21 protein-coding genes and 1 pseudogene are annotated in these 20,745 nt (G+C 54.6%); 5 read left to right on the forward strand and 17 right to left on the reverse strand.

Annotation, left to right across the window (positions count from 1 at the left end; all coding sequences use genetic code 11):
* Positions 1 to 35: 35 nt before the first annotated feature.
* The 12 genes and pseudogenes from EAE_RS20235 to EAE_RS20295 form a co-directional block, all read right to left on the reverse strand.
* Positions 36 to 470, reverse strand: a complete 435-nt coding sequence (locus tag EAE_RS20235; protein ID WP_015705537.1) for a winged helix-turn-helix domain-containing protein — start codon at positions 468 to 470, stop codon at positions 36 to 38.
* A gap of 354 nt (positions 471 to 824) precedes the next feature.
* Positions 825 to 1,052 (reverse strand): tautomerase PptA, encoded by a 228-nt coding sequence (pptA, locus tag EAE_RS20240; protein WP_015366439.1) that lies wholly within the window; start codon positions 1,050 to 1,052, stop codon positions 825 to 827.
* Between the two features lie 68 nt (positions 1,053 to 1,120).
* Entirely contained in the window at positions 1,121 to 1,738 is a 618-nt protein-coding gene (locus EAE_RS20245; protein WP_015705539.1) for a glutathione S-transferase family protein, read from the reverse strand.
* A 35-nt stretch (positions 1,739 to 1,773) separates the two neighbouring features.
* Positions 1,774 to 2,472: a YoaK family protein gene (locus EAE_RS20250; RefSeq protein WP_015705540.1), complete on the reverse strand. Its 699-nt coding sequence runs from the start codon at positions 2,470 to 2,472 to the stop codon at positions 1,774 to 1,776.
* A 73-nt stretch (positions 2,473 to 2,545) separates the two neighbouring features.
* A complete protein-coding gene (locus EAE_RS20255) occupies positions 2,546 to 3,415 on the reverse strand; it encodes a transporter substrate-binding domain-containing protein (RefSeq protein WP_015366436.1) in 870 nt (289 codons plus the stop codon).
* 20 nt (positions 3,416 to 3,435) lie between these two features.
* Entirely contained in the window at positions 3,436 to 4,212 is a 777-nt protein-coding gene (locus EAE_RS20260; RefSeq protein WP_015366435.1) for an amino acid ABC transporter ATP-binding protein, read from the reverse strand.
* On the reverse strand, positions 4,196 to 5,116 hold the full coding sequence (locus EAE_RS20265; RefSeq protein WP_015705541.1) for an amino acid ABC transporter permease: 921 nt from the start codon (positions 5,114 to 5,116) through the stop codon (positions 4,196 to 4,198). The genes EAE_RS20260 and EAE_RS20265 overlap by 17 nt, the downstream gene beginning before the upstream one ends.
* Positions 5,117 to 5,125: 9 nt before the next feature.
* Positions 5,126 to 5,635 (reverse strand): GNAT family N-acetyltransferase, encoded by a 510-nt coding sequence (locus EAE_RS20270; protein ID WP_015366433.1) that lies wholly within the window; start codon positions 5,633 to 5,635, stop codon positions 5,126 to 5,128.
* An 11-nt stretch (positions 5,636 to 5,646) separates the two neighbouring features.
* Positions 5,647 to 7,910 (reverse strand): annotated as a pseudogene (locus EAE_RS25290) (NtaA/DmoA family FMN-dependent monooxygenase).
* 24 nt (positions 7,911 to 7,934) lie between these two features.
* Positions 7,935 to 9,056: an amidohydrolase gene (locus EAE_RS20285; protein WP_015705543.1), complete on the reverse strand. Its 1,122-nt coding sequence runs from the start codon at positions 9,054 to 9,056 to the stop codon at positions 7,935 to 7,937.
* Positions 9,053 to 10,054 carry an MsnO8 family LLM class oxidoreductase gene (locus EAE_RS20290; protein ID WP_015705544.1) on the reverse strand — a complete coding sequence of 334 codons (1,002 nt, stop codon included), beginning with the start codon at positions 10,052 to 10,054 and terminating at the stop codon, positions 9,053 to 9,055. The genes EAE_RS20285 and EAE_RS20290 overlap by 4 nt, the downstream gene beginning before the upstream one ends.
* Before the next feature lie 91 nt (positions 10,055 to 10,145).
* Complete coding sequence (locus EAE_RS20295; protein ID WP_015366428.1) at positions 10,146 to 10,706, reverse strand: P-loop NTPase family protein; 561 nt, start codon at positions 10,704 to 10,706, stop codon at positions 10,146 to 10,148.
* 138 nt (positions 10,707 to 10,844) lie between these two features.
* On the opposite strand from EAE_RS20295, the gene EAE_RS20300 reads away from it, so the two are divergent.
* Complete coding sequence (locus EAE_RS20300) at positions 10,845 to 11,732, forward strand: LysR family transcriptional regulator (RefSeq protein WP_015705545.1); 888 nt, start codon at positions 10,845 to 10,847, stop codon at positions 11,730 to 11,732.
* 187 nt (positions 11,733 to 11,919) lie between these two features.
* On the forward strand, positions 11,920 to 13,377 hold the full coding sequence (gene ansP / locus EAE_RS20305; protein ID WP_015366426.1) for an L-asparagine permease: 1,458 nt from the start codon (positions 11,920 to 11,922) through the stop codon (positions 13,375 to 13,377).
* Between the two features lie 51 nt (positions 13,378 to 13,428).
* Here ansP and EAE_RS20310 read toward each other — a convergent pair whose 3' ends face one another.
* Both EAE_RS20310 and yncE read right to left on the reverse strand, forming a co-directional pair.
* Complete coding sequence (locus EAE_RS20310; protein WP_015366425.1) at positions 13,429 to 13,650, reverse strand: YgdI/YgdR family lipoprotein; 222 nt, start codon at positions 13,648 to 13,650, stop codon at positions 13,429 to 13,431.
* Between the two features lie 140 nt (positions 13,651 to 13,790).
* A complete protein-coding gene (gene yncE / locus EAE_RS20315; protein WP_015705546.1) occupies positions 13,791 to 14,852 on the reverse strand; it encodes a 7-bladed beta-propeller protein YncE in 1,062 nt (353 codons plus the stop codon).
* Positions 14,853 to 15,116: 264 nt separating this feature from the next.
* On the opposite strand from yncE, the gene pqqU reads away from it, so the two are divergent.
* Positions 15,117 to 17,228, forward strand: coding sequence for a TonB-dependent receptor PqqU (gene pqqU / locus EAE_RS20320; RefSeq protein WP_047079443.1), 2,112 nt, complete (start codon positions 15,117 to 15,119; stop codon positions 17,226 to 17,228).
* Between the two features lie 72 nt (positions 17,229 to 17,300).
* Here the strand turns inward: pqqU and EAE_RS20325 are convergent, their stop codons facing one another.
* From EAE_RS20325 to EAE_RS20335, 3 genes are all read right to left on the reverse strand, one after another.
* Complete coding sequence (locus tag EAE_RS20325; RefSeq protein WP_015705548.1) at positions 17,301 to 17,594, reverse strand: DUF406 domain-containing protein; 294 nt, start codon at positions 17,592 to 17,594, stop codon at positions 17,301 to 17,303.
* Positions 17,595 to 17,744: 150 nt separating this feature from the next.
* Positions 17,745 to 18,782 (reverse strand): NADP-dependent oxidoreductase, encoded by a 1,038-nt coding sequence (locus EAE_RS20330; RefSeq protein WP_015705549.1) that lies wholly within the window; start codon positions 18,780 to 18,782, stop codon positions 17,745 to 17,747.
* Between the two features lie 65 nt (positions 18,783 to 18,847).
* Complete coding sequence (locus EAE_RS20335) at positions 18,848 to 19,423, reverse strand: helix-turn-helix domain-containing protein (RefSeq protein WP_015366420.1); 576 nt, start codon at positions 19,421 to 19,423, stop codon at positions 18,848 to 18,850.
* A gap of 159 nt (positions 19,424 to 19,582) precedes the next feature.
* On the opposite strand from EAE_RS20335, the gene EAE_RS20340 reads away from it, so the two are divergent.
* Positions 19,583 to 20,101 (forward strand): GNAT family N-acetyltransferase, encoded by a 519-nt coding sequence (locus EAE_RS20340; protein WP_015705550.1) that lies wholly within the window; start codon positions 19,583 to 19,585, stop codon positions 20,099 to 20,101.
* A complete protein-coding gene (locus EAE_RS20345; protein ID WP_015705551.1) occupies positions 20,098 to 20,547 on the forward strand; it encodes a DMT family transporter in 450 nt (149 codons plus the stop codon). The genes EAE_RS20340 and EAE_RS20345 overlap by 4 nt, the downstream gene beginning before the upstream one ends.
* The last annotated feature ends 198 nt before the right edge of the window (positions 20,548 to 20,745 follow it).

Below are 20,745 nucleotides of genomic sequence, written 5' to 3' on the forward strand. Positions count from 1 at the left end.
CAGGCATACCTTGAATACGGCAGACCCTATGGCTATTAATTTAGCTCGGACAGCTCACAAAGCTGAACGGTCGCATCATTATTCTGGCAGAATGGTTTATGAGTTCTTACCGAATAAACACTCGTAACGTAATGACTATTGATATAATAACCCTGAGTCTTAACGCGTAATATAATATCTTGTTCGATGCCGATATCCTTCAGGATCCGACGTAAATTTTGCATCACTTGCCATAAACGTTGTGATGAGGGCCTTAAATCATTTTTCTCCCAGACATGTACCATCAACTCTTCATCACTAACCATTCTTTCAAGGCCATGTTCAAATAAATACTCAATTAAACAGGCCATCGTTTTTCGTAGACGGATGTTTTTTCTATTACCACTTACAGTAGCTATTTCCCGGTACTTCAAGAAGTAAAAAAAATCATCCTCTAATTGGTAACCAAGTAACGCACTACCTATTATCATTCATCTCTCCATGATAAAAATCATCATTTCAAAGGCAGGTTACATGGCAAATCAGCAATCGCCTAAACAATTTTGATATGCATAATAATCAAAACATAAAACTACATTTAAATACATACAAAGCGCAATGCACTATATAGTGCAGTATTATCAGTTATTTATGTTGATTAGGATTATTCTTAAATGGCCAATTACTTTACAAAAGGTAAATTAATGAAAGGTATGGAAATCAAAAAAAAGCCACTTTTATTGATCTGGATCAATAAAGTGGCATATCTTTCGCTCAAGTAAAATTGACCTCGCCGATGGTAGTCTATTTAGCGTGACGAAAATGCGCTAACGGCGGCCGGTCTTTTACATTCGGTATCCCGGTTTCTTAATCAAAGAATCCATCTGCGGCGCGATTTCATTATCCCATACCTGCTGCCAGTCGCTCTGCTGCACCTGATTGAGCGCAACGCTAACTGAACTGTCTTTTGTACTAAGATGGCGGATCAGAACTTCAGTGATTTCCGCAGCCAGCGCATTTTTTTGCTCTTCGCTCAGTTCACGGGGAAAACATTTAATATCAACATGTGGCATAGCAGGCTCCTTATTCTTGGGAATTTAAAACTATCACAGGTTTCCTGATGCAAGTCACAATTAGTGCTTTAAAGAAGATTGTTGTCACGCAGTACCTGCTGCAGTTCCGTACGGCGATAAACCGCCTGCGCCACGGCGGCAAACTTTGGCGTATGCGCCGCGAACCACTCTCGGCGCGGCCCCCAACTGTACATCGCGGCAATATAGCAATCCAACAGCGTGATATCCCCGCCCAAGGCGTAAGGCGCGGCAGCCAGCTGTTGTTCCAGCCATAGATACAGTGATTTGCGGTATTGCTGACAGCTCTCACGCAGTTCGTCAGGCGCTGAGGCTGTCCAGCGTTCGGGATAGTCGGCATAGGTGAAGGTAGGATAAATGTTAGCCACCAGCCAGATCAGCAAACGTTGAAACTGCCGGCGCTGTGGCGTACCGGCTGGCGGCGCCAAATCCGGGCGCTCGTCGAGGATCATCAGCGCTATCGCCGCCGACTCCGTCATTACGCTGCCATCAGCCAGCAGCAAAGTGGGCACCTGACACAGCGGGTTGATCGCCAACAGTTTCTCTCGCTGCGCGCCTGGCTGGTCAAAGCCATCGACATTGATAAAGTGATAAGGGATATTGGCCAACGTTAGCATCATCTCGCTTATCGCCGAGCCCCACCCCGGCACGCCATACAATTTCATCATCGTCAGCTCCCGCGTAGAAAACTTTTAGCGTAGCACTAATTCCGCGCGGCGCTGAATTCGCGCCAGGCGACGATGGCCACCAGTACCACCGGAATAAGTACCGAGTAAAAGCCCGCCAGGATGTAGCCCAGCGCTCCGAGCCCTGCGCCCAGCAGAAAACCGAGCACCGAAGCCCCCGATTTTTTGATTTTCTCTCTATTCTCGCGGTTAGGCGCCTGGCACCAGTTCACCACATCGATGGTTAACTGCGTGACGTTGCCGGTCATCATCGTACTCGGGCTGGTGGTGGGTAATAATAAACGGGTGGTTGCATTCCTCACCCCCATCGCCATTACGCCTGCCATGCCGGTGATTAACGCGGTCGCGCTATCCGCGCCGACAAAGGGCTGCCACAGCAGCCCCAACAGGCCGAAAAGCAGTAACAGCAGGATCTCGACGACGAACAAGCCGCCAAGGAAGCGTGGCGTGATAATTTTTCGACGTTTGATAACCAGCGTAACGAGCGCCACTGCCAGCATAAAAACAGGAATGGCGAGCAGTTTGGATAAAATACCTTCGCTGTTGGTGGCCAGTGCTGCACCGGCCACCACCAGGTTTCCCGTGACGTGGGCGGTAAACAGGCCAAACAAGGTGATGAAGCTGATGGTGTCGATAGCGCCGCCGGAAGCGGCGAGCAACGCGGGTTCACGATGGTGCTGCCAGCGTTGCTCCAGTAAGAGTTGGTTTTCAGCCACAGTGATTAATCCATTAAAAAGACACACGATGTAGCCATGAGTATAGCAATCCCTGCTATGAATAATCATTGCATCAATAGGTTATCCCCGGCGGATTGACCTCCGATTGCCTGACTTCCTCCCCCTGTTCCCCCCAGCGCGCGAGCACCTGCTGATACTCGCCGCGAGCGATCGCGCCGTTTAGCGCCGCCTGCAGCGCGTATACCAGCCCATTGCCTTTTTTAGTAGTAGTCGCCACCCAGGCTTTTTTGGGTCCCAGCCCGACGACTTTAGTTTTCCCGTTTAATGCAGCCTTATAAGAGGCCACCGACTGCGGGCCAAAAAAGATATCCGCCCTTCCCGACTGAATATACAAATTGCCGGAGGCATCGTCAGTAAGATAAACCGGTAACGCCGGCTGACGGCCGGCGGCTTCGTTTTCCGCATTCCACCCCAGCAGGATCCGCTCCTGGTTGGTGCCAGAACCGACAATGACTTTACGCCCCGAGAGATCCTGCGCATTTGAAATCCGCGTGATCTCACTGGTTGATTTGACCGAAAAGGCCAGCGAGTCAACGCGGTAGGTGGCGAAATCGAACTTCTCTTTGCGCTTCTCGGTCACCGCAATGTTAATCAATGCCACATCGTAACGCCCTGACGCGATCCCCAAAGGCCAGTCCTCCCAGGCCGTAGGCACCAGCTTCAGTTTCAGTCCAAGGCTACCCGCCAGTAAACGGGCAATGTCCGGGTCGCTGCCGATGCGCGTACGGTTGTCGCTGGCCAGCAGCGCCAGCGGCGGCGAATTTAACGCCGAAATCGCCACCGTCAGCACGCCGGGCTCCACAAAACGATAGTTCGGCGGGATTTTGCTAATCGCGTTATCATCTCGCGTCACCGGCAATGGCCGTTCATTGGCGCGCAAATCAAGTTCGGCGCGCGCCTCGCCGATGCTCAGGAGCAGCATGAGAGCGGCAGCTAATTTCCTCATGCCAGCACCCGTGATAAAAATTGCCGGGTGCGCTGGTGTTGCGGATTATTTAACACTTCATCGCTGCTGCCCTGTTCAACGATTTTGCCATCGACCATAAACACCACCTGGTCGGCAACCTCGCGGGCAAAGCCGATTTCATGCGTTACCACCACAAGCGTCGTCCCGGAGCGGGCAAGTTTTTTGATCACATCAAGCACTTCGCCAACCAATTCCGGATCGAGCGCCGAGGTAGGTTCATCAAACAAGATCACGCGCGGATTGAGCGCCAGCGCGCGTGCGATGGCGATGCGCTGCTGCTGGCCGCCGGAAAGATGCCGTGACCAGGCATCGGCTTTGTTGCGCAAACCAACAATGTCCAACAGTTCATACGCACGAGCAATCGCCTCTTTGCGACTGGCCTGTTTATGGGCAATCGGCGCTTCAATCAGATTCTCCAGCACCGTCAGATGCGGGAACAAATTGAAGTTCTGAAATACATAGCCCACGTTGACCCGCTGGCGAAGGATCTCTTTTTCTTTCAGCTCGTATAGCTTGTCGCCTTGACGGCGATAGCCGATATAGTCGCCATCAATCTGGATAAACCCTTCATCGACCCGTTCAAGATGGTTAATGGTGCGCAGCAGCGTCGATTTTCCCGAACCGGACGGCCCCAGGATCACCGTCACCGTTCCCGGCGCAATCTCCAGGGAGACATCATCCAGCGCTTTATGACGACCAAAGTATTTACTGACCCCGGTTATCGAAATATGACCATTACGAGAGTTGAGCATGGACGGCCTCCTGCGGCTGACGAGCCGGTTGGTTAACGCGAGTATTACGCACGCTGTTCACCGCTGAGCGCCGTTCGCTGCGCGCCAGCGCGCGTTCAACCAGGTACTGAATTGCAGAAAGCACGCTGGTAATCACCAGGTACCACGCGGCGCCCACCATCAGTAACGGGATCACTTCCTGGGTGCGGTTATAGATCATCTGAATGGTGTAGAACAATTCCGGCATCGCCAGCACGTAAACCATCGCCGTCCCTTTTGCCAGGCTAATGATTTCATTGAACCCCGCAGGCAAAATGGTGCGCAGCGCTTGCGGCAAAATGATCCGCAGCGTACGTCGCCAGGCGGGGAGTCCCAGCGCGGCGGCGGCCTCATACTGCCCGTGATCCACGCCCAAAAAGCCTCCGCGGATAATTTCGGCAGTATAGGCGCTCTGCACCAGCGTCAGGCCAACTACTGCCGTGGAGAACTGCCCCAGTACATTGATAGTCTGGTAGCTCGCCCAGGTTATGCCGGTGAAGGGGATCCCCAACGATAAGCTGTCGTAGAGATATGAAAAGTTGTACAGAATGATCAACACCACGATTAGCGGCAGCGAACGAAACAGCCAGATATACCCCCATGCCAGGCTGCTGAGCAGCCACGACGACGACAAGCGGGCCAGCGCCAACAGGCCGCCGAAGATGACGCTTAAAAAGGTACCAAGTAGTGTAAGCAGCAGCGTTTGCCCCAACCCCTCAAGGATCACCGGGTCGAAGAACCAGTGTGCGAACACCCCCCACTCCCAGCGCGGATTGAACGCGACCGACTGCACGACGACCGCCAGCACCAGCAGGGCCAATACCGCCCCGGCGACGCGCAGCGGATAGCGAGCCGGAACCACTTTAATCGTTTCAGATGATTGCATGACGCCTCCTTAAGCGCTGTGGCTGAGGGCGCTAACCGCCAGCGCTTTAGTGAACCGCAACCGCCCATCATAGGGCGGGCGGCTGTACTCTTCCGGGTCGCGAGTGAGGTCAAACTGTGCTTCGTACCCCTGGCTTAAATAGAGCTTTACCGCTTCCGGCTGGCGAAAACCGGTGGTGAGATAAATATGGCTATAACCTGCCAGCACCGCCCGGCGCTCGAGTTCCTGTACAACCCTGGCTGCCAGCCCCTGTTGACGCAGCCGACGATGCGTCCAGATCCGCTTAATTTCCGCGGTGTGCGGATCTTTCGGCTTGTAAGCGCCGGTGGCGATGATTTCGCCGTCACGCTCCAGCACAATAAACAGCCCCTGCGGCGGCAGATACCATTCGGTTAACTCCACTTCCGCATCACGAGAAAAATAGTCGCCGTAACGGGTGGCGTACTCGGCAAACAGGCCGCTAATAATCGGCTGTAGCTCCGGCGCGTCCGGAGAAATATCACGGAATGCTTCGCTCATAGCGCCTCCTGTTAATCGCCCAGCCCGGCGGGGTTAATTTCCGATTGTGGAATGCTCTCCACGCCTTCGCCCCAGCGATTGAGCACTTTGGCATAATCGCCGCTGGCGATAGCGCCATTCAGCGCCGCCTGGACGGCATTGACCAGCCCGCTGCCTTTTTTCAACGTCACCGCGATATGCGCCGCCTTCGGCCAGCCGCCGTCCACGCTCCCCACCAGCTTAGTTTTGCCGGTTAGCGCCGCTTTCCAGGCGCCAATGACGTTAGGGCCAAAGTAAGCATCGGCGCGGCCAGTTTGCAGAGCCAGCGTCTGCGCGGCGTCATCCTTGGTGTAGACCGGTATAAACGGTTTAAGCCCGCGCTTAACGTTTTCCGCATTCCATGCGAGTAAGATTGCCTCCTGATTGGTGCCGGAGCCGACGATAATCTTCAGCCCGGCAATATCTTCCGCTTTGTCGATCTTGTTCAGTGGGCTGGTGCTTTTAACGTAAAAACCCAGCGAATCTTTACGATAAGTGGCGAAATCGAACTTCTCTTTGCGCTCTTTGGTGACGGTAATATTGCTGATCGCGGCATCATATTTGCCGGAGGCGACGCCAAGCGGCCAGTCTTCCCACGAGGTCGGAACAACGTTGACTTCGAGGCCGAGGCTGTCAGCCACCAGACGCGCAATATCCGCCTCGCTACCGAGCAACGTTTTGTTATCATCAGAAAACACCGTCAGCGGCGGCGAGTTTAGCGCCGCAACCGCGACGGTAAATTTCCCCGGCACCGCCAGGTGCAGATCTTTCGGCAACAGCGCAATAGCCTGCGGATTTTTTGCCGTATGAATCGGGGTTTTATTGGCTTCCAGGCTAACTCCGGTGCCATTGATATTGACGTCCTGCGCCCACGACGGGGCGCTAATTGCCAACGCGAAGGCCAGCAATAGTGTTGATTTCTGCATAGCGCGGTTCTCTTTTATTATTTTTCGAATTGGTTAATAGGCAGATCCAGCCCCAGGCTTTCCCGCAGCGTGGTGCCTGGATAGTCGCGGCGGAACAATCCGCTCGCCTGCAGCAATGGCACCACTTCATCAACGAAACGCGGGAAGGTTTCCGGCGTGCCGCCCTGAATAATGAAGCCATCGGCGGCGCGTTGTTCGAACCACAGCTGTAAGCCGTCGGCGACGTCGCTGGCCGTGCCGGAGAAGCGCGGGCGTGGGCTGGCGGCCTCCAGCGCCACCTGGCGCAGGGTTAATCCCCGTTCACGGGCATTGCGTTTAATCTCATCGGTGGTGCTGCGGAAGCTGTTTTGCCCAAGGTCGCCAATATCCGGGAAGGGTTCATCCAGCGGATATTGCGCAAAATCATGATGCTCGAAGTAACGACCCAGGTAATTCAACGCGTCGTCGATAGAGACCAGCGCCGCCGTGGTCTGGTATTGACGCTCCGCATCCTCCGCGTCGTCACCGACGATTACGCTGACGCCCTGGAAAATATGCAGTTGATCCGCACTGCGCTGATAGGCAGCCAGTTGGCTTTTGACATCCTGATAAAACGCCTGCGCCTCGGTTAACGATTCCTGGTGGGTAAAAATGGCATCGGCGTGGCGAGCGGCTAATTTTTTGCCGTCATCGGAGGCGCCGGCCTGGAAAATAATGGGCCGTCCCTGCGGCGTGCGGGCAATATTCAAAGGACCAGCGACTTTAAAGAAATCGCCATGATGATTAAGCGTATGCAGTTTATTTTTATCAAAAAACTGGCCGCTCTCTTTATTACGCACAAAAGCGCCGTCTTCCCAGGAATCCCATAATCCTTTAACCACCTGAAGATATTCGTCGGCGATACGATAGCGCAGCGCATGATCGGGATGCTGGGCGCGGGAGAAGTTTTTCGCCGAGCCTTCCAGCGGCGATGTCACCACGTTCCAGCCGGCGCGCCCGTGGCTTAAATGATCAAGACTGGCGAACTGTCGCGCGGTCGTGAACGGTTCGCTATAGGAGGTGGAGAGCGTGCCGACCAGCCCCAGACGATCGGTTACCGCCGCCAACGTTGATAATACCGTTAACGGTTCAAAACGGTTTAAAAAATGCGGGATGGATTTTTCGTTAATATATAACCCGTCGGCGACAAAAATAAAATCGAGTTTCCCCTGCTCGGCTTTTTGCGCCGTTTCTTTCACAAATTCAAAATTAATACTGGCATCCGCCAGCGCCGCCGGATGACGCCAGGCGGACATATTTCCAGAGGCGCCATGTAAAATCGTCCCCAGACGTAATTGCCGTTTTTCAGACATAGTGACCCCTTACCCTGTCAAAAATTAAATATGGTGTAATGCCTGTTCCGCCAGATCCGCGAAATAGCGCGCGGCTGGGGCAATGACGTTTTCATCCGGATTAAAGGCCGGATGATGCAGACCGAAATCGCTGGCGCTACCTATGCTGACGAAAGCGCCCGGAATATGCTGCAGATAGACGGCAAAGTCTTCACCGCCCAGATGTAAATCGGCGTGATGCGTGCGGTAGCCAAAGCGGTCGGCCGCCGCGCTGGCGAACGCCGCCCATTGCTCATCGTTGACCAGCGCCGTTGGCCCGGCGTACCAGAAGACATCGATTTGCGCGCCGAAGGCGCTGGCGAAGCCGGCGGCGATTTCGCTGACTCTCGCCTTAACCCGCTGCTGCACCTCGCTACTGTGGGTGCGCAGCGTTCCCTCGAGCTCTACGCTTTCCGGCAAGACGTTCCAGGTATTTCCCCCCTGGATCCGCGTCACGCTGAGCACCACCGAATCCAGGGTATTCACTTCGCGGCTGGCGACGCTCTGTAGCAGCGTCACCAGTTGGCTCGCTAGCAGGATGGCATCTTTGCCTTCATGCGGCCGGGCGGCATGCGCCCCCTTGCCGGTTACTTTGAATACGAAGCGATCGACGTTGGCATAAAACGGGCCGCCGCGGGTGGCAAACTCGCCAACGGGTAAATTGGGCTCATTGTGCATGCCGAAGATTGCCGATACGCCGTCAAGCGCCCCGGCGCGGATCAACGTTTTTGCGCCGCCGAAACTCTCTTCCGCTGGCTGGAACAGGATCCGCACCCGCCCCGGCAGTTGCGCTTCTCGTTCCTTTAACAGCAACGCCGCGCCAAGCATCACGCTGGTATGTATATCGTGACCGCAGGCATGCATGACGCCGGGATTTTGCGAGCGGTACGGCAGTCCGGTGGCCTCTTCTATCGGTAACGCGTCAATATCGGCGCGCAGGGCGATGATTTTATCGCCGCTGCCCACTTCCGTCACCGCGCCGGTGGTTAACTCGTAAGGCAGTAACGGCAGGCCGCCGCTTTGCAACCAGTCGCGGATACGCGCGGTGGTTGCCACTTCCTGTAATGAGAGTTCCGGGTTCTGATGCAGTTCGCGCCGCCAGCTAATCAACTGTTGTTCGAAATTCATGGCGTTACCTCCGCGCCAAGATGCGCCTGCGCCAGCAATCCCAACGACGCCAGCCGCGCACGCCCTTCGGCAATAGGGGTATCAATAATAAACTCATCAATGCCCCACTGCGCCTGAAGGGCATCGAGTTGTGCTTTAACCTCTTCTGCGGTACCGAACAACAGCGAGGACTCGCGGCGCTCAATGCGCGTCGGCGGGCTACCGGCCTGACGGGCAAAAGCTGCCGCCTGAGATTCACTGCCCACCGTCACCCGCTGACCGTTTGCCAGCTCGACGCCCCAGACCTCTACCTGCTTCGCCAGATCGGCCGCGCTGGCGGCGTCTTGCGCAACGATAACCTGTACGGCCACGATCACCTCGCGACGGCTCAATTCGCGCCAGTTCGTCAGCACCTCCTGCAACAAGTTTTTATCGCCATTGAGATGCGCGGCAAAAACAAAGTTCCAGCCCAGACTGGCCGCCAGACGGGCGCTGTCGACGCTGGCGCCGAGCAGGAAACCGTCCGCACGGCGCGGTGGAATGGGGGTCGCACGCAGGCTCTCCTCGCCCTGGCTTTCGGTCAACGTTAGCCAGTTATCAAGCTGGGTAAGCTGCTCGGCAAAACTGCCCTTTTCGTGCTGATGAATGCCCTGCTGTAATGCGCGAGTGGCAAGCGGCAAACCGCCTGGCGCTTTGCCAACGCCGAGATCGACACGCCCTGGGGCAAGGCTTGCCAGCAGATTAAAATTCTCGGCGACTTTGTAGGGGCTATAGTGCTGCAGCATCACGCCGCCGGAACCGACGCGGATCTGCCGGGTTTGCCCGAGGATCCAGGCAATCAATAGCTCCGGCGACGGGCTCGCCAGCTGTTCCGCGTTGTGATGCTCGGCAATCCAGAAACGATGATATCCCCAGCGTTCTGCCTGTTGCGCAAGCGTTAACGTACGCGCCAGCGCCTGAGCGGCCGTTTCACCGGGAGCAAGGGGGCTTTTATCCAGGATACTGATTCGATAAGACATTTCGCAGGCTCGTTTTAATTAACATGCCTGCATTATTAGAATCTGCAGCGCGTACTGAGAAACAATTTATTCACATGTACTCTGCCGGAAATTAGATATGCACCCTGCCAGCCATTGCCTGCTGATGGACAATTTCAGCAATAAAGCGCTCTGTTTGTCGCTGATTACGTAAACGGACGAAACGGATATGACCATACTGCGCAGAATGCATATCCGCTAAATAGCGCTGGCGATTAGAGCGCCACGTTTTCATGGTCCACAAAATTATCGAATCACGATTGCAGAAGGTGCGACGAAAGGTTTCGCGATTACCGGTACCCGGCCATAGCTCCTGCTGGTGCCAGGCGCGACTCAGCGCACGGCGAATGGCCTGATATAGTGTGCGAACAAAGCTATAATCTACCCATACCACCAGATCAATATCACGCCATTTGACTGCGCGACTGCGATTATAGTTGCCATCAAGAACCCAGCCAGCAGAGGCCGTTGCCTGCGCGATGCTGGCGAAAAACTCTTCATCCGGCGCCCCCTCCCACTCTGGCCGCCAGTAGAGCCTATCCAGTTCGATATAGGGCAAAGAAAGCGCTGCCGCCAGGCGTTGCGCAAGTGTCGACTTCCCTACGCCGCTAGTGCCTACCACATTGATTTTCATGATGATTTCAAGCCCCTTTTTCTCCCGATAGTCAGCATATACTCTCTTCAGCTGCGTAGCTCCTTGTGGCGAAAGCCGTCAACCGCGTTTAGACTCAATTTCCTGCCATGAATTCGCTAAATTAAATACGGTAACAGCATGTTAAAGGATAACTTCAACGATCTCCTGTCGTTTATGGTAGTCGCCCGCGAACGCAGTTTCACCCGCGCCGCTGCCCAACTTGGGGTATCGCAATCTGCGCTGAGCCATGCGATGCGCAACCTCGAAGCCCGGCTTGATGTTCGTCTGCTGACCCGTACCACCCGCAGCGTCGCCCCCACCGAAGCGGGTGAAAAATTGTTCCAGAATTTACGTCCGCATCTCACGGAAATTGAACGCGAGCTCGGCGCCTTGAGGGATAGCCGCGCCCTTCCGGCGGGTAATATTCGCCTTAACGCCGGTGAACACGCCGTCAGCGCGGTGTTGTGGCCGGCATTAAAGCCATTTATGTTGCGTTATCCGGATATCAATATCGAAATTACCGTCGATAACGGCCTGGCCGATATCGTCGATGGCCGTTTTGACGCCGGCGTTCGTCTCGGCGATCAGGTGGCAAAGGATATGATTGCGGTGCGCATCGCCCCGGACATGCGCATGGTCGTCGTGGGCTCGCCCGACTATCTACAACGCTACGGCACCCCGCAGACGCCTTATCAACTGGATCAGCACCGCTGTATTAATATGCGGCTACCAACCCGCGGCGGGATTTACGCCTGGGAATTCACCGATGATGGTAAGGGCTTTCAGGTTTATGTAGAGGGTCAACTGACGCTGAATAGCTTACCGCAACGCATTGATGCTGCTGAATCCGGTCTCGGCCTGGCCTATGTGCCGGATGATTGCGTCGAGGAGGCGCTGGTTACCGGTCGTTTAGTACGGGTACTCGATGCCTGGACACCCACCTTCCCTGGTTATCATCTGTATTACCCCAGCCGCCGTCAGCATACCGCTGCGTTTGCGCTACTCGTCGACGCGTTGCGTCATTGAACTCATTGATATTTAAGTAAGTGCTGTTGTGAAATGTTTTACGTGCGTCACTATCACGTTACGTGTAGGATGCAGCGCCGTGCATGATTTATCTCTACGACAGAATAGTGAGAAAGCCAGCACGATGTATCGCCGCTGCGCGATACGACAACCACTCATGGACATTGACAGGAAAATGGGTACATCAATGAATAACAAACACACTGACGCGGCGGAACATCATGCCGCGAAACGCCACTGGCTCAACTCGCACGAATCGGGTTACCACAAAGCAATGGGCAACCGTCAGGTACAGATGATCGCCATTGGCGGCGCCATCGGGACCGGTCTGTTTCTCGGCGCCGGGGCGCGTTTACAAATGGCAGGCCCGGCGCTGGCGCTGGTTTATCTGGTTTGCGGTATCTTCTCCTTCTTCATCCTTCGCGCCCTCGGCGAACTGGTTCTCCATCGCCCCTCCAGCGGTAGTTTCGTCTCTTACGCTCGCGAATTTCTCGGTGAAAAAGCCGCCTACGTTGCCGGCTGGATGTATTTCGTCAACTGGGCAATGACCGGTATCGTCGATATCACCGCCGTCGCCTTGTATATGCACTATTGGGGCGCTTTCGGCGATGTTCCGCAGTGGGTCTTCGCCCTTGGCGCGCTGGCGATCGTCGGCACCATGAATATGATCGGCGTGAAATGGTTCGCTGAGATGGAGTTCTGGTTCGCGTTGGTGAAAGTACTGGCTATCGTCGCGTTCCTGGTTGTCGGCACGATTTTCCTCGGTACCGGCAAACCGCTGGATGGCAATGCCACCGGCTTCCATCTGATTACCGACAACGGCGGTTTCTTCCCGCACGGTCTGTTGCCGGCTCTGGTACTGGTTCAGGGCGTCGTCTTCGCCTTCGCTTCCATCGAGTTGGTGGGTACCGCGGCAGGCGAATGTAAAGACCCGGAAACCATGGTACCGAAAGCGATTAACAGCGTGATCTGGCGTATCGGTTTGTTCTACGTCGGTTCCGTGGTGCTGTTGGTGCTGCTGCTGCCGTGGAATGCCTATCAGGCAGGGCAAAGCCCGTTTGTCACCTTCTTCTCGAAGCTCGGCGTACCGTACATCGGCAGCGTGATGAACATCGTGGTGTTAACTGCCGCCCTCTCCAGCCTGAACTCAGGCCTGTACTGCACCGGGCGCATTCTGCGTTCGATGTCGATGGGAGGTTCAGCGCCGAAGTTTATGTCAAAGATGAGCCGTCATCACGTCCCTTACGCCGGGATCCTCGCGACGCTGGCGGTCTACGTGGTGGGGGTCTTCCTCAACTATCTGGTACCGTCGCAGGTATTTGAGATCGTACTTAACGTCGCATCATTGGGGATTATCGCCTCATGGGGCTTTATCGTGATCTGCCAGATGCGTCTGCGTAAGGCTATCAAGGAAGGAAAAGCGGCGGATGTCAGCTTTAAAATGCCGGGCGCGCCATTTACTTCATGGCTAACGCTGTTGTTCTTGCTGAGCGTTCTGGTGTTGATGGCTTTTGACTACCCGAACGGCACCTATACCATCGGTTCCATTCCGCTGCTGGCGGTGCTGCTGATCGCTGGCTGGTTCGGCGTACGTAAACGCGTGGCTGATGTTCACAGCACGGCACCGGGCGTTGAAAAACGCTAAGCGCCTCTCCATAACGGTTTGCCCCTCAGCGGGCAAACCGTCAGCGCAAAATTAATTATCTTCCACCAGCTGAGCAACGTCGCTGCTGTTGATTTCGCGTTTGTTGCCAGACTCATCGATATAGCTGGTCATGCCGGTTTCTTTATCCAACTGCGGTTTACCGTGGGTCACGATAGTTTGCCCGCTTTTTGTCGTCATGACGTAATTAGAGCTGCAGCCAGCCAGAAGCGCCAGCATTGCCGCCGCACAGATCACCATATATGGCTTTTTCATAATTTCTCCAGAATGATTACCACTCTCCCGCCGCGCGCGGGAAAAAGTAAGTGTATAACCTTTATAGTAATCAGGCTAATAGCGGTTTGTAACAGAGGATGAGACCCGAAGTAAGGAGGGGGCTCCCCCTCCTTGAAAGATTACAGGGCAATGCGGATAACGTCGTCCGGCGCGGTGGCCTCTTTCTGACGAGTTGACTCCTGCTTCACGCTAACAAACAGCGTTTTTCCATCGGCGGACAGCGCCAGGCTATTCGGGAAAGTCGGCGTTTTAAAGGTTTTAACGACCTTATAGGTCTTAGCATCAATCACGCTGACTTCACCCGCTTTGCGATGGGTGACGTAGACTTCGTTGCGTGCTGGGTTAAACAGTACCGCCAGGGATTCCGGCGCGGCGATTTTTTGCAGCACTTTTCCGTCACGAATATCCACCACCAGCACTTCCGGCTGCTTGCTGTCGGTAATGAAAGCACGGTGACCGGCTGTATCCAGGCTCAGGTTCAGGTAGAAATGCTCCTTACCATCATCCTGCAGCTTCTTGCGCGAGAGGATCTTATTGCTATCGGTATCGATAGTCAGTAGTTCACCATCGGCATTGGTGGTGTAAAGACGTTTAGCGTTAGCATCGATTGCCAGTCCGGTGGCCATCGCGCCGGTATTGGCAATGGTATCTTTCAGCGTCAGCTTGTCGCCATCCACCACCCAAATGACGCTCTCTTTACCCAGACCGGAGATATATACGGTATTGGTTTTCTCATTCACGACCAGCTCACGCGGCTGCAGCGGGCGCACGGTATCACTACGTTTACGGTCATCGAGCACCAGTCGCCCTTTCACCGCGCTGGTTTTGGCATCTATTGCGGTCACGCTGCTATCAACGGTGTTGCCAAACCACAACGTCTGGGTGGTGTTATTGATGGTGGCGCCGAACGGTTTCAGGTCGTTATGAATAACCTGGGTGATGTCGAGCGTAGTCGGATCCAGACGATAGACGATACCGCCTTTATCCAGCGAGCGGCTTTGCGAGGTGGCAACCCACAGCGCATTTTCCTGCTGGCTATACGCCATTTCGTACGCGCCTTTACCGACCGCTTTACGCAGGAGCTCCTCGGCGGCGTGGGCGCTGAAGCTGCCTGCCAACAGTAACGACGTTAATAACAGAGAACGACGCAGACGCGGCGCGGATAACTGACGTAATGACATAACGATTCCCTTTATAGAACAATTAATTACTGGTTAGAGATGGCTTCCACAGCGTGAAGGTTAACTTCACTCCTTTTGTAAATGAGAATAGTAATCATTATTTATCGTAATGTGGAGCGTTAATTGGCTTTTTTGATGAAAAGAATCACCTTTACTTGCTATTAGTTAACGACCGGTTAGTTAATTCTTTTCAAAGAATTTACAAACGGTGTAACATATATACATATGTTCCATTTGGTACGTTTCTCTTTGCGAGTCGCTTTGATGAAGATTATTGCCATGCGCACGGTCGCGCTCCCCGCTTTATTACTCCCTCTCGTCGCCAACGTGCACGCCAGCACGAACGACGAACAAACCATGGTCGTTACGGCGACGCCTACCGCGATTTCCGAACTGGATACCCCTGCCGCCGTCAGCGTAGTGAACGGCGATGATATGCGTCAGGCCGCCCCGCGAATTAACCTCTCGGAATCGCTCGGCGCGGTACCCGGTTTGCAGGTACAAAACCGGCAAAACTATGCTCAGGATTTGCAGTTGTCGATTCGCGGTTTTGGTTCCCGCTCCACCTACGGCGTCCGCGGCCTGCGGCTATACGTTGACGGTATCCCGGCCACCATGCCCGATGGCCAGGGCCAGACGTCGAATATCGATATCGGCAGTATCGATAGCCTCGAGGTGTTACGCGGACCTTTTTCCGCGCTCTATGGCAACTCTTCCGGCGGCGTCATTAACGTCAATACCCAAACTGGCAGCCAGCCGCCGACCATCGAGGCCAGCAGCTACTACGGCAGCTTCGGCACCTGGCATTACGGACTGAAGGCCACCGGCGCCGTCGGCGACGGCACCCAGGCAGGTGATGTCGACTACACGGTGTCGACCAACCGTTTTACTACCCACGGTTCACGCGACCATAGCGGGGCGCGTAAAAATCTCGCCAACGCCAAATTAGGCGTGCGTATAAACGACGTCAGTAAATTAACGCTGCTGTTCAATAGCGTGGATATCAAAGCAAACGACCCGGGCGGATTGACATATGATGAATGGCGTAATAATCCTCAGCAGTCGCCGCGCGGCGATCAATACAACACGCGTAAAACGGTGAAACAGACCCAGGCCGGTTTACGCTATGAGCGCCAGCTTAGCCAGCAGGACGATCTCAGCGTGATGATGTATGCCGGCGAGCGCGAAACTACCCAGTATCAGTCAATCCCGATGGCGCCGCAGCTGAAGCCCTCACACTCCGGAGGCGTCATCGATTTAACTCGCCATTACCAGGGGATCGACACCCGCTGGACCCACCGCGGCGAATTACTGGTGCCGGTGACCTTTACCACCGGTCTTGATTACGAAAACATGAGCGAACGGCGTAAAGGTTATGAAAACTACGTTCTGGTGAACGGCGCGCCGCAATACGGCGAACAGGGCAACCTGCGCCGTAATGAACGTAATCTGATGTGGAACCTGGATCCCTACCTGCAGACTCAGTGGCAGCTGACGGACAAGCTCACATTCGATGCTGGCGTCCGCTACAGCTCCGTTTGGTTTGACTCTAACGACTATTACGTCACTCCGGGTAACAGCGATGATAGCGGCGATGCCAGCTACCACAAATGGCTACCAGCTGGTTCATTGAAGTATGCCGTCACGGATGCCTGGAATATCTATCTTTCCGCCGGACGCGGTTTTGAAACGCCGACGATCAATGAACTCTCGTATCGTTCCGGCAATCAGAGCGGATTAAACTTCGATCTTAAACCCTCCACAAATGAAACCGTGGAAATCGGCAGCAAAACGCGGATAGGCAACGGACTGTTCACCGCCGCGCTGTTCCAGACCGATACTGACAATGAGATTGTGGTCGACTCCAGCAGCGGCGGCCGCACCAGCTATAAAAACGCCGGTAAAACCCGTCGCCAGGGAGTGGAACTCGGTCTCGACCAGCAGTTTGGCGACAGCTGGAAATTAAAAGCAGCATGGACCTGGCTCGATGCGACCTATCGCACAAACGTCTGCGATTCATCAGACTGCAACGGCAATCGTATTCCGGGTATTGCCCGCAATATGGGCTATGCCTCTTTCGGCTACCAACCGGAACAGGGCTGGTACGCGGGTAGCGATATCCGTTATATGGGCGACATTATGGCCAACGACGCCAACACCGCCAAAGCGCCATCGTGGACCGTGGTAGGCCTGACCACCGGCTATAAGTGGAGCTACGGGAAAATGGATATGGATCTGTTCGGCCGCGTCGATAACCTGTTCGATCGCACCTACGTTGGCTCGGTGATTGTCAATGAATCCAATGGTCGTTATTACGAACCGGCGCCGGGCCGTAACTTCGGCATCGGTATGAATCTCGCCTGGCGTTTCGAATGATGACGCCGCCCAATGAGTAATGATAAAAAAAGGGATCCCAATTGGGATCCCTTTTTATTCCGCCGCATTCTGTTAGAACGCGCTTCTTAAGGACAATTCGAAAATAATTTTTTCCGCCTGGCAGGAGAAATTCACCGCCGCGTCCAGTTTCGCCTCATTACCCACCGGCTCAATCGTGTAATCCACGCTCGGCGTTTCGCTGGCGGCGGCAACGGCGCGTTCGCGAATGGCCGCTACCGCAGACTCCGCTTCTTCACGGGTAGGGAAAAGTTTCTCGACCCGGTAAACGCAGTCTTCGTTATCAATAATGGTGCCAACATCAATGGCGCAGCCTTTGGTACTGCATTTATCAACTACATCTTTCATCGCATTAACCTCTTAAGTTTCCTTAAGGATAAAAAGCCGCTCACGGAAAAGCAAACCATTAATAAAAGTATGGATTAGTCATTTTTTTGCTTAGAGGCGACGAAACCGCCCCCGCACGCATCTTCGGGGGCGTTAGAGAAGGCGGTAACGTTACTCCTCCGCTGCGACGTTAATCACCACTTTGCCGAAGTTTTCTCCCTTCAGCAGGCCAATCAGCGCCTGCGGCGCCTGCGCCAGGCCGTCAATCTGCTGCTCACGGTATTTGATTTTACCTTCCTGTACCCAGCGCCCCATTTGCTGCTGAAACTCGGCAATGCGATGGCCGTAATCCTGGCCGATGATAAAGCCCTGCATACGGATACGTTTTTTAAGGATCGTCGCCATCAGCAGCGGCAGCCGATCCGGTCCATCCGGCAGCGCGGTGGCGTTGTAGCCGCTAACCAGTCCACACACGGGAACCCGCGCCGCGGTATTCAACAACGGCAGGACCGCATCAAAGACTTTGCCGCCAACGTTTTCATAGTAAACATCGATGCCCTGTGGGCAGGCCTGCGCCAACTGTTGGCTGAAATCCGCAGCGCGGTGATCAAGACAAACATCGAAGCCTAAAGTCTCTACCGCATAACGACATTTCTCGGCGCCGCCGGCAATGCCGACGGTACGGCAGCCCTTAAGTTTGCCGATCTGCCCGACGGTTGCCCCCACCGGGCCGGTTGCCGCCGCTACCACCAGCGTTTCGCCCGCTTTCGGCTGGCCGATGTCCAGCAGCCCCATATAAGCGGTAAATCCCGGCATGCCTAACACCCCAAGCGCCCAGGAGGGGTGCTCAGGATTGTCGCCGAGCTTAACCAGATCGCTACCATCGGAAAGCGCATAATCCTGCCAGCCGCTATAGCCAAGCACCCACTCACCGGGTTTAAAATCAGGGTGATTAGAGCTCACCACGCGGCTTACCGTCCCCCCGACCATCACCGCGCCAATGTCCACTGGTGGCGAATAAGAAGGCGCATCGCTCATCCGTCCGCGCATATAAGGGTCGAGCGACAAATAAATAGTCCGCAGCAGGATCTGATTCGCCCCCGGCGTCGGGAGGTCACCCTCTTCCAGTCTGAAATTTTCGGCGGTAGGTTCACCGTGCGGGCGTGAAGCCAATACCCAGCGGTGATGGCGTTGTGGATTAGCGGTCATAGCAAACTCCTCTTGTTAACGGCCTGTACTGAGGCTAGCCGTTTTATGCTTAACGCGCTTTAACATTATGAGCCGGATTGGTTCAGGCGCACCACCAGATAGACGCAAGTCTCGCTGGACTCATTAATAAACCGGCAATCGTTGGGCGGCCCCAGTTCCAGACAATCCCCCGCCTGCATCTGATGGCGAGTGTTCCCTTCTACAAAAACTAACTCACCCTGCTGTAGCCAGATGAGCTGTCGCGCCAGCGCATACGAAGAAGCAGGCATCGGTACATCGCTGCCGGCCGGCAGCTCTATTTGCACCAGATCGATCGGCAGATCGCTACGCGGCGAGACGTGACGGCGCAAATAGTGGCTTTGTGGATCGCGCCACACTGGCTGGTTGGCAAAGCGCAAAAGCTTGCCCTCCTGCATCTCTGCACGCGCAATTAAGGTCGACATACTGATGCCAAACGCGCCGGAGAGACGGCCCAGCATCGCCGCGGTGGGGCTACTTTCGCCACGTTCAATTTTATGCACCATTGCCCGCGAGGCCCCTGCGCGTTCAGCCAGATCGCTTAGCGACCAGCCGCGGGACTCGCGTTCGATACGAATGCGTGCGCTAATGCGCTGGTTGAGATTGTCTTCTATAGTATTCATGACGTAACAATATAGTGCGCACTACCGTATTACACAACTGTCCGCCATCCCCGATATTGCAACGTTCCACGTAAAATTTATCGTAAAACTGATGACAGCCTGCCGTTCATTATTGTAATAATACCGTACCACTATAGTGTACAGACTTTGAGGCTTGCTATGTCCATCCGCCATGCCAGTAAAGACGATTGCGCGGCGATCGCCGAAATCTATAATCACGCCGTACTGCATACCGCTGCCATCTGGAATGACAAAACCGTCGATATCGATAACCGTATTGCCTGGTTTGAGGCCCGGCAGATTGCCGGCTATCCAGTGCTGGTGAGTGAAGAAAACGGCGTCATTACCGGGTACTCCTCGTTCGGCGACTGGCGCGCTTTTGACGGTTTCCGCCATACCGTTGAACATTCGGTATATGTCCATCCCGATCATCAGGGCAAGGGGATTGGCCGTAAGTTGTTAGTCGCGCTTATCGCTGAGGCGCGGCGTCTGCGCAAACATGTGATGGTGGCCGGAATTGAATCCCGCAACCATGCTTCGTTACATCTGCATGAAACCCTGGGTTTTATCACCACTGGGCAGATGCCGCAGGTGGGAACTAAATTCGGTCGCTGGCTGGATCTGACCTTTATGCAGCTACAGCTCGACGATCGCCAGGATCCGGACGGCGAGGTATGAATCAGTCGCTCACCCTTGCCTGCCTGATAGCGGCGGGCGTCGGTCTGGTTTTGCAAAACACCCTGATGGTCCGCATTACCCAATCCGCCTCGACGATTCTTATCGCCATGCTGCTCAATTCGCTGGTGGGAATTGTTATTTTTGTCACCATTTTGCTATTGCGCCACGGCGCGGCAGGCTTTCAGGAACTGGCGCTCAACGTCAAATGGTGGACCCTTATTCCCGGCCTGCTGGGTTCGTTTTTCGTCTTCGCCAGCATCAGCGGTTATCAAAACGTAGGGGCGGCGACAACCATTGCGGTGCTGGTGGCCAGTCAGCTGGTTGGCGGACTGGTTATTGATTTGATTCGCGCCCAGGGCGTGCCGATTCGGGCGTTAATCGGGCCAGTATGCGGGGCGGTGATGTTGGTGGTGGGCGCCTGGCTGGTGGCCAGGCGCCAGTTCTGATATCTGATTAAATAGTAATCTCCCAAAAAACTTTTAAAACATATAACTCATGCACTTCATAGATATGAGCAAAAACGGGTCTGATTATTGAATGTTATTGTTCTTCATTTGCAATAATTACAGTGAGACCTCTTGCCTGCACAAAATTTTATTCAATACTGTGAATCGAATACGAATACAGTAGAGGCCATCTTAACC

It is taken from the genome of Klebsiella aerogenes KCTC 2190, from assembly GCF_000215745.1.
GTDB lineage: Bacteria > Pseudomonadota > Gammaproteobacteria > Enterobacterales > Enterobacteriaceae > Klebsiella > Klebsiella aerogenes.

Bases quoted from the DNA above. Each gene is read 5' to 3' on its own strand.
- EAE_RS20235 (WP_015705537.1), bottom strand. From the start codon at position 470: ATGATAATAGGTAGTGCGTTACTTGGTTACCAATTAGAGGATGATTTT.
- pptA (WP_015366439.1), bottom strand. From the start codon at position 1,052: ATGCCACATGTTGATATTAAATGTTTTCCCCGTGAACTGAGCGAAGAG.
- EAE_RS20245 (WP_015705539.1), bottom strand. From the start codon at position 1,738: ATGATGAAATTGTATGGCGTGCCGGGGTGGGGCTCGGCGATAAGCGAG.
- EAE_RS20255 (WP_015366436.1), bottom strand. From the start codon at position 3,415: ATGCTGCTCCTGAGCATCGGCGAGGCGCGCGCCGAACTTGATTTGCGC.
- EAE_RS20260 (WP_015366435.1), bottom strand. From the start codon at position 4,212: ATGCTCAACTCTCGTAATGGTCATATTTCGATAACCGGGGTCAGTAAA.
- EAE_RS20265 (WP_015705541.1), bottom strand. From the start codon at position 5,116: ATGCAATCATCTGAAACGATTAAAGTGGTTCCGGCTCGCTATCCGCTG.
- EAE_RS20270 (WP_015366433.1), bottom strand. From the start codon at position 5,635: ATGAGCGAAGCATTCCGTGATATTTCTCCGGACGCGCCGGAGCTACAG.
- EAE_RS20285 (WP_015705543.1), bottom strand. From the start codon at position 9,056: ATGAATTTCGAACAACAGTTGATTAGCTGGCGGCGCGAACTGCATCAG.
- EAE_RS20290 (WP_015705544.1), bottom strand. From the start codon at position 10,054: ATGTCTTATCGAATCAGTATCCTGGATAAAAGCCCCCTTGCTCCCGGT.
- EAE_RS20295 (WP_015366428.1), bottom strand. From the start codon at position 10,706: ATGAAAATCAATGTGGTAGGCACTAGCGGCGTAGGGAAGTCGACACTT.
- EAE_RS20300 (WP_015705545.1), top strand. From the start codon at position 10,845: ATGTTAAAGGATAACTTCAACGATCTCCTGTCGTTTATGGTAGTCGCC.
- ansP (WP_015366426.1), top strand. From the start codon at position 11,920: ATGAATAACAAACACACTGACGCGGCGGAACATCATGCCGCGAAACGC.
- EAE_RS20310 (WP_015366425.1), bottom strand. From the start codon at position 13,650: ATGAAAAAGCCATATATGGTGATCTGTGCGGCGGCAATGCTGGCGCTT.
- yncE (WP_015705546.1), bottom strand. From the start codon at position 14,852: ATGTCATTACGTCAGTTATCCGCGCCGCGTCTGCGTCGTTCTCTGTTA.
- pqqU (WP_047079443.1), top strand. From the start codon at position 15,117: ATGAAGATTATTGCCATGCGCACGGTCGCGCTCCCCGCTTTATTACTC.
- EAE_RS20325 (WP_015705548.1), bottom strand. From the start codon at position 17,594: ATGAAAGATGTAGTTGATAAATGCAGTACCAAAGGCTGCGCCATTGAT.
- EAE_RS20330 (WP_015705549.1), bottom strand. From the start codon at position 18,782: ATGACCGCTAATCCACAACGCCATCACCGCTGGGTATTGGCTTCACGC.
- EAE_RS20335 (WP_015366420.1), bottom strand. From the start codon at position 19,423: ATGAATACTATAGAAGACAATCTCAACCAGCGCATTAGCGCACGCATT.
- EAE_RS20340 (WP_015705550.1), top strand. From the start codon at position 19,583: ATGTCCATCCGCCATGCCAGTAAAGACGATTGCGCGGCGATCGCCGAA.
- EAE_RS20345 (WP_015705551.1), top strand. From the start codon at position 20,098: ATGAATCAGTCGCTCACCCTTGCCTGCCTGATAGCGGCGGGCGTCGGT.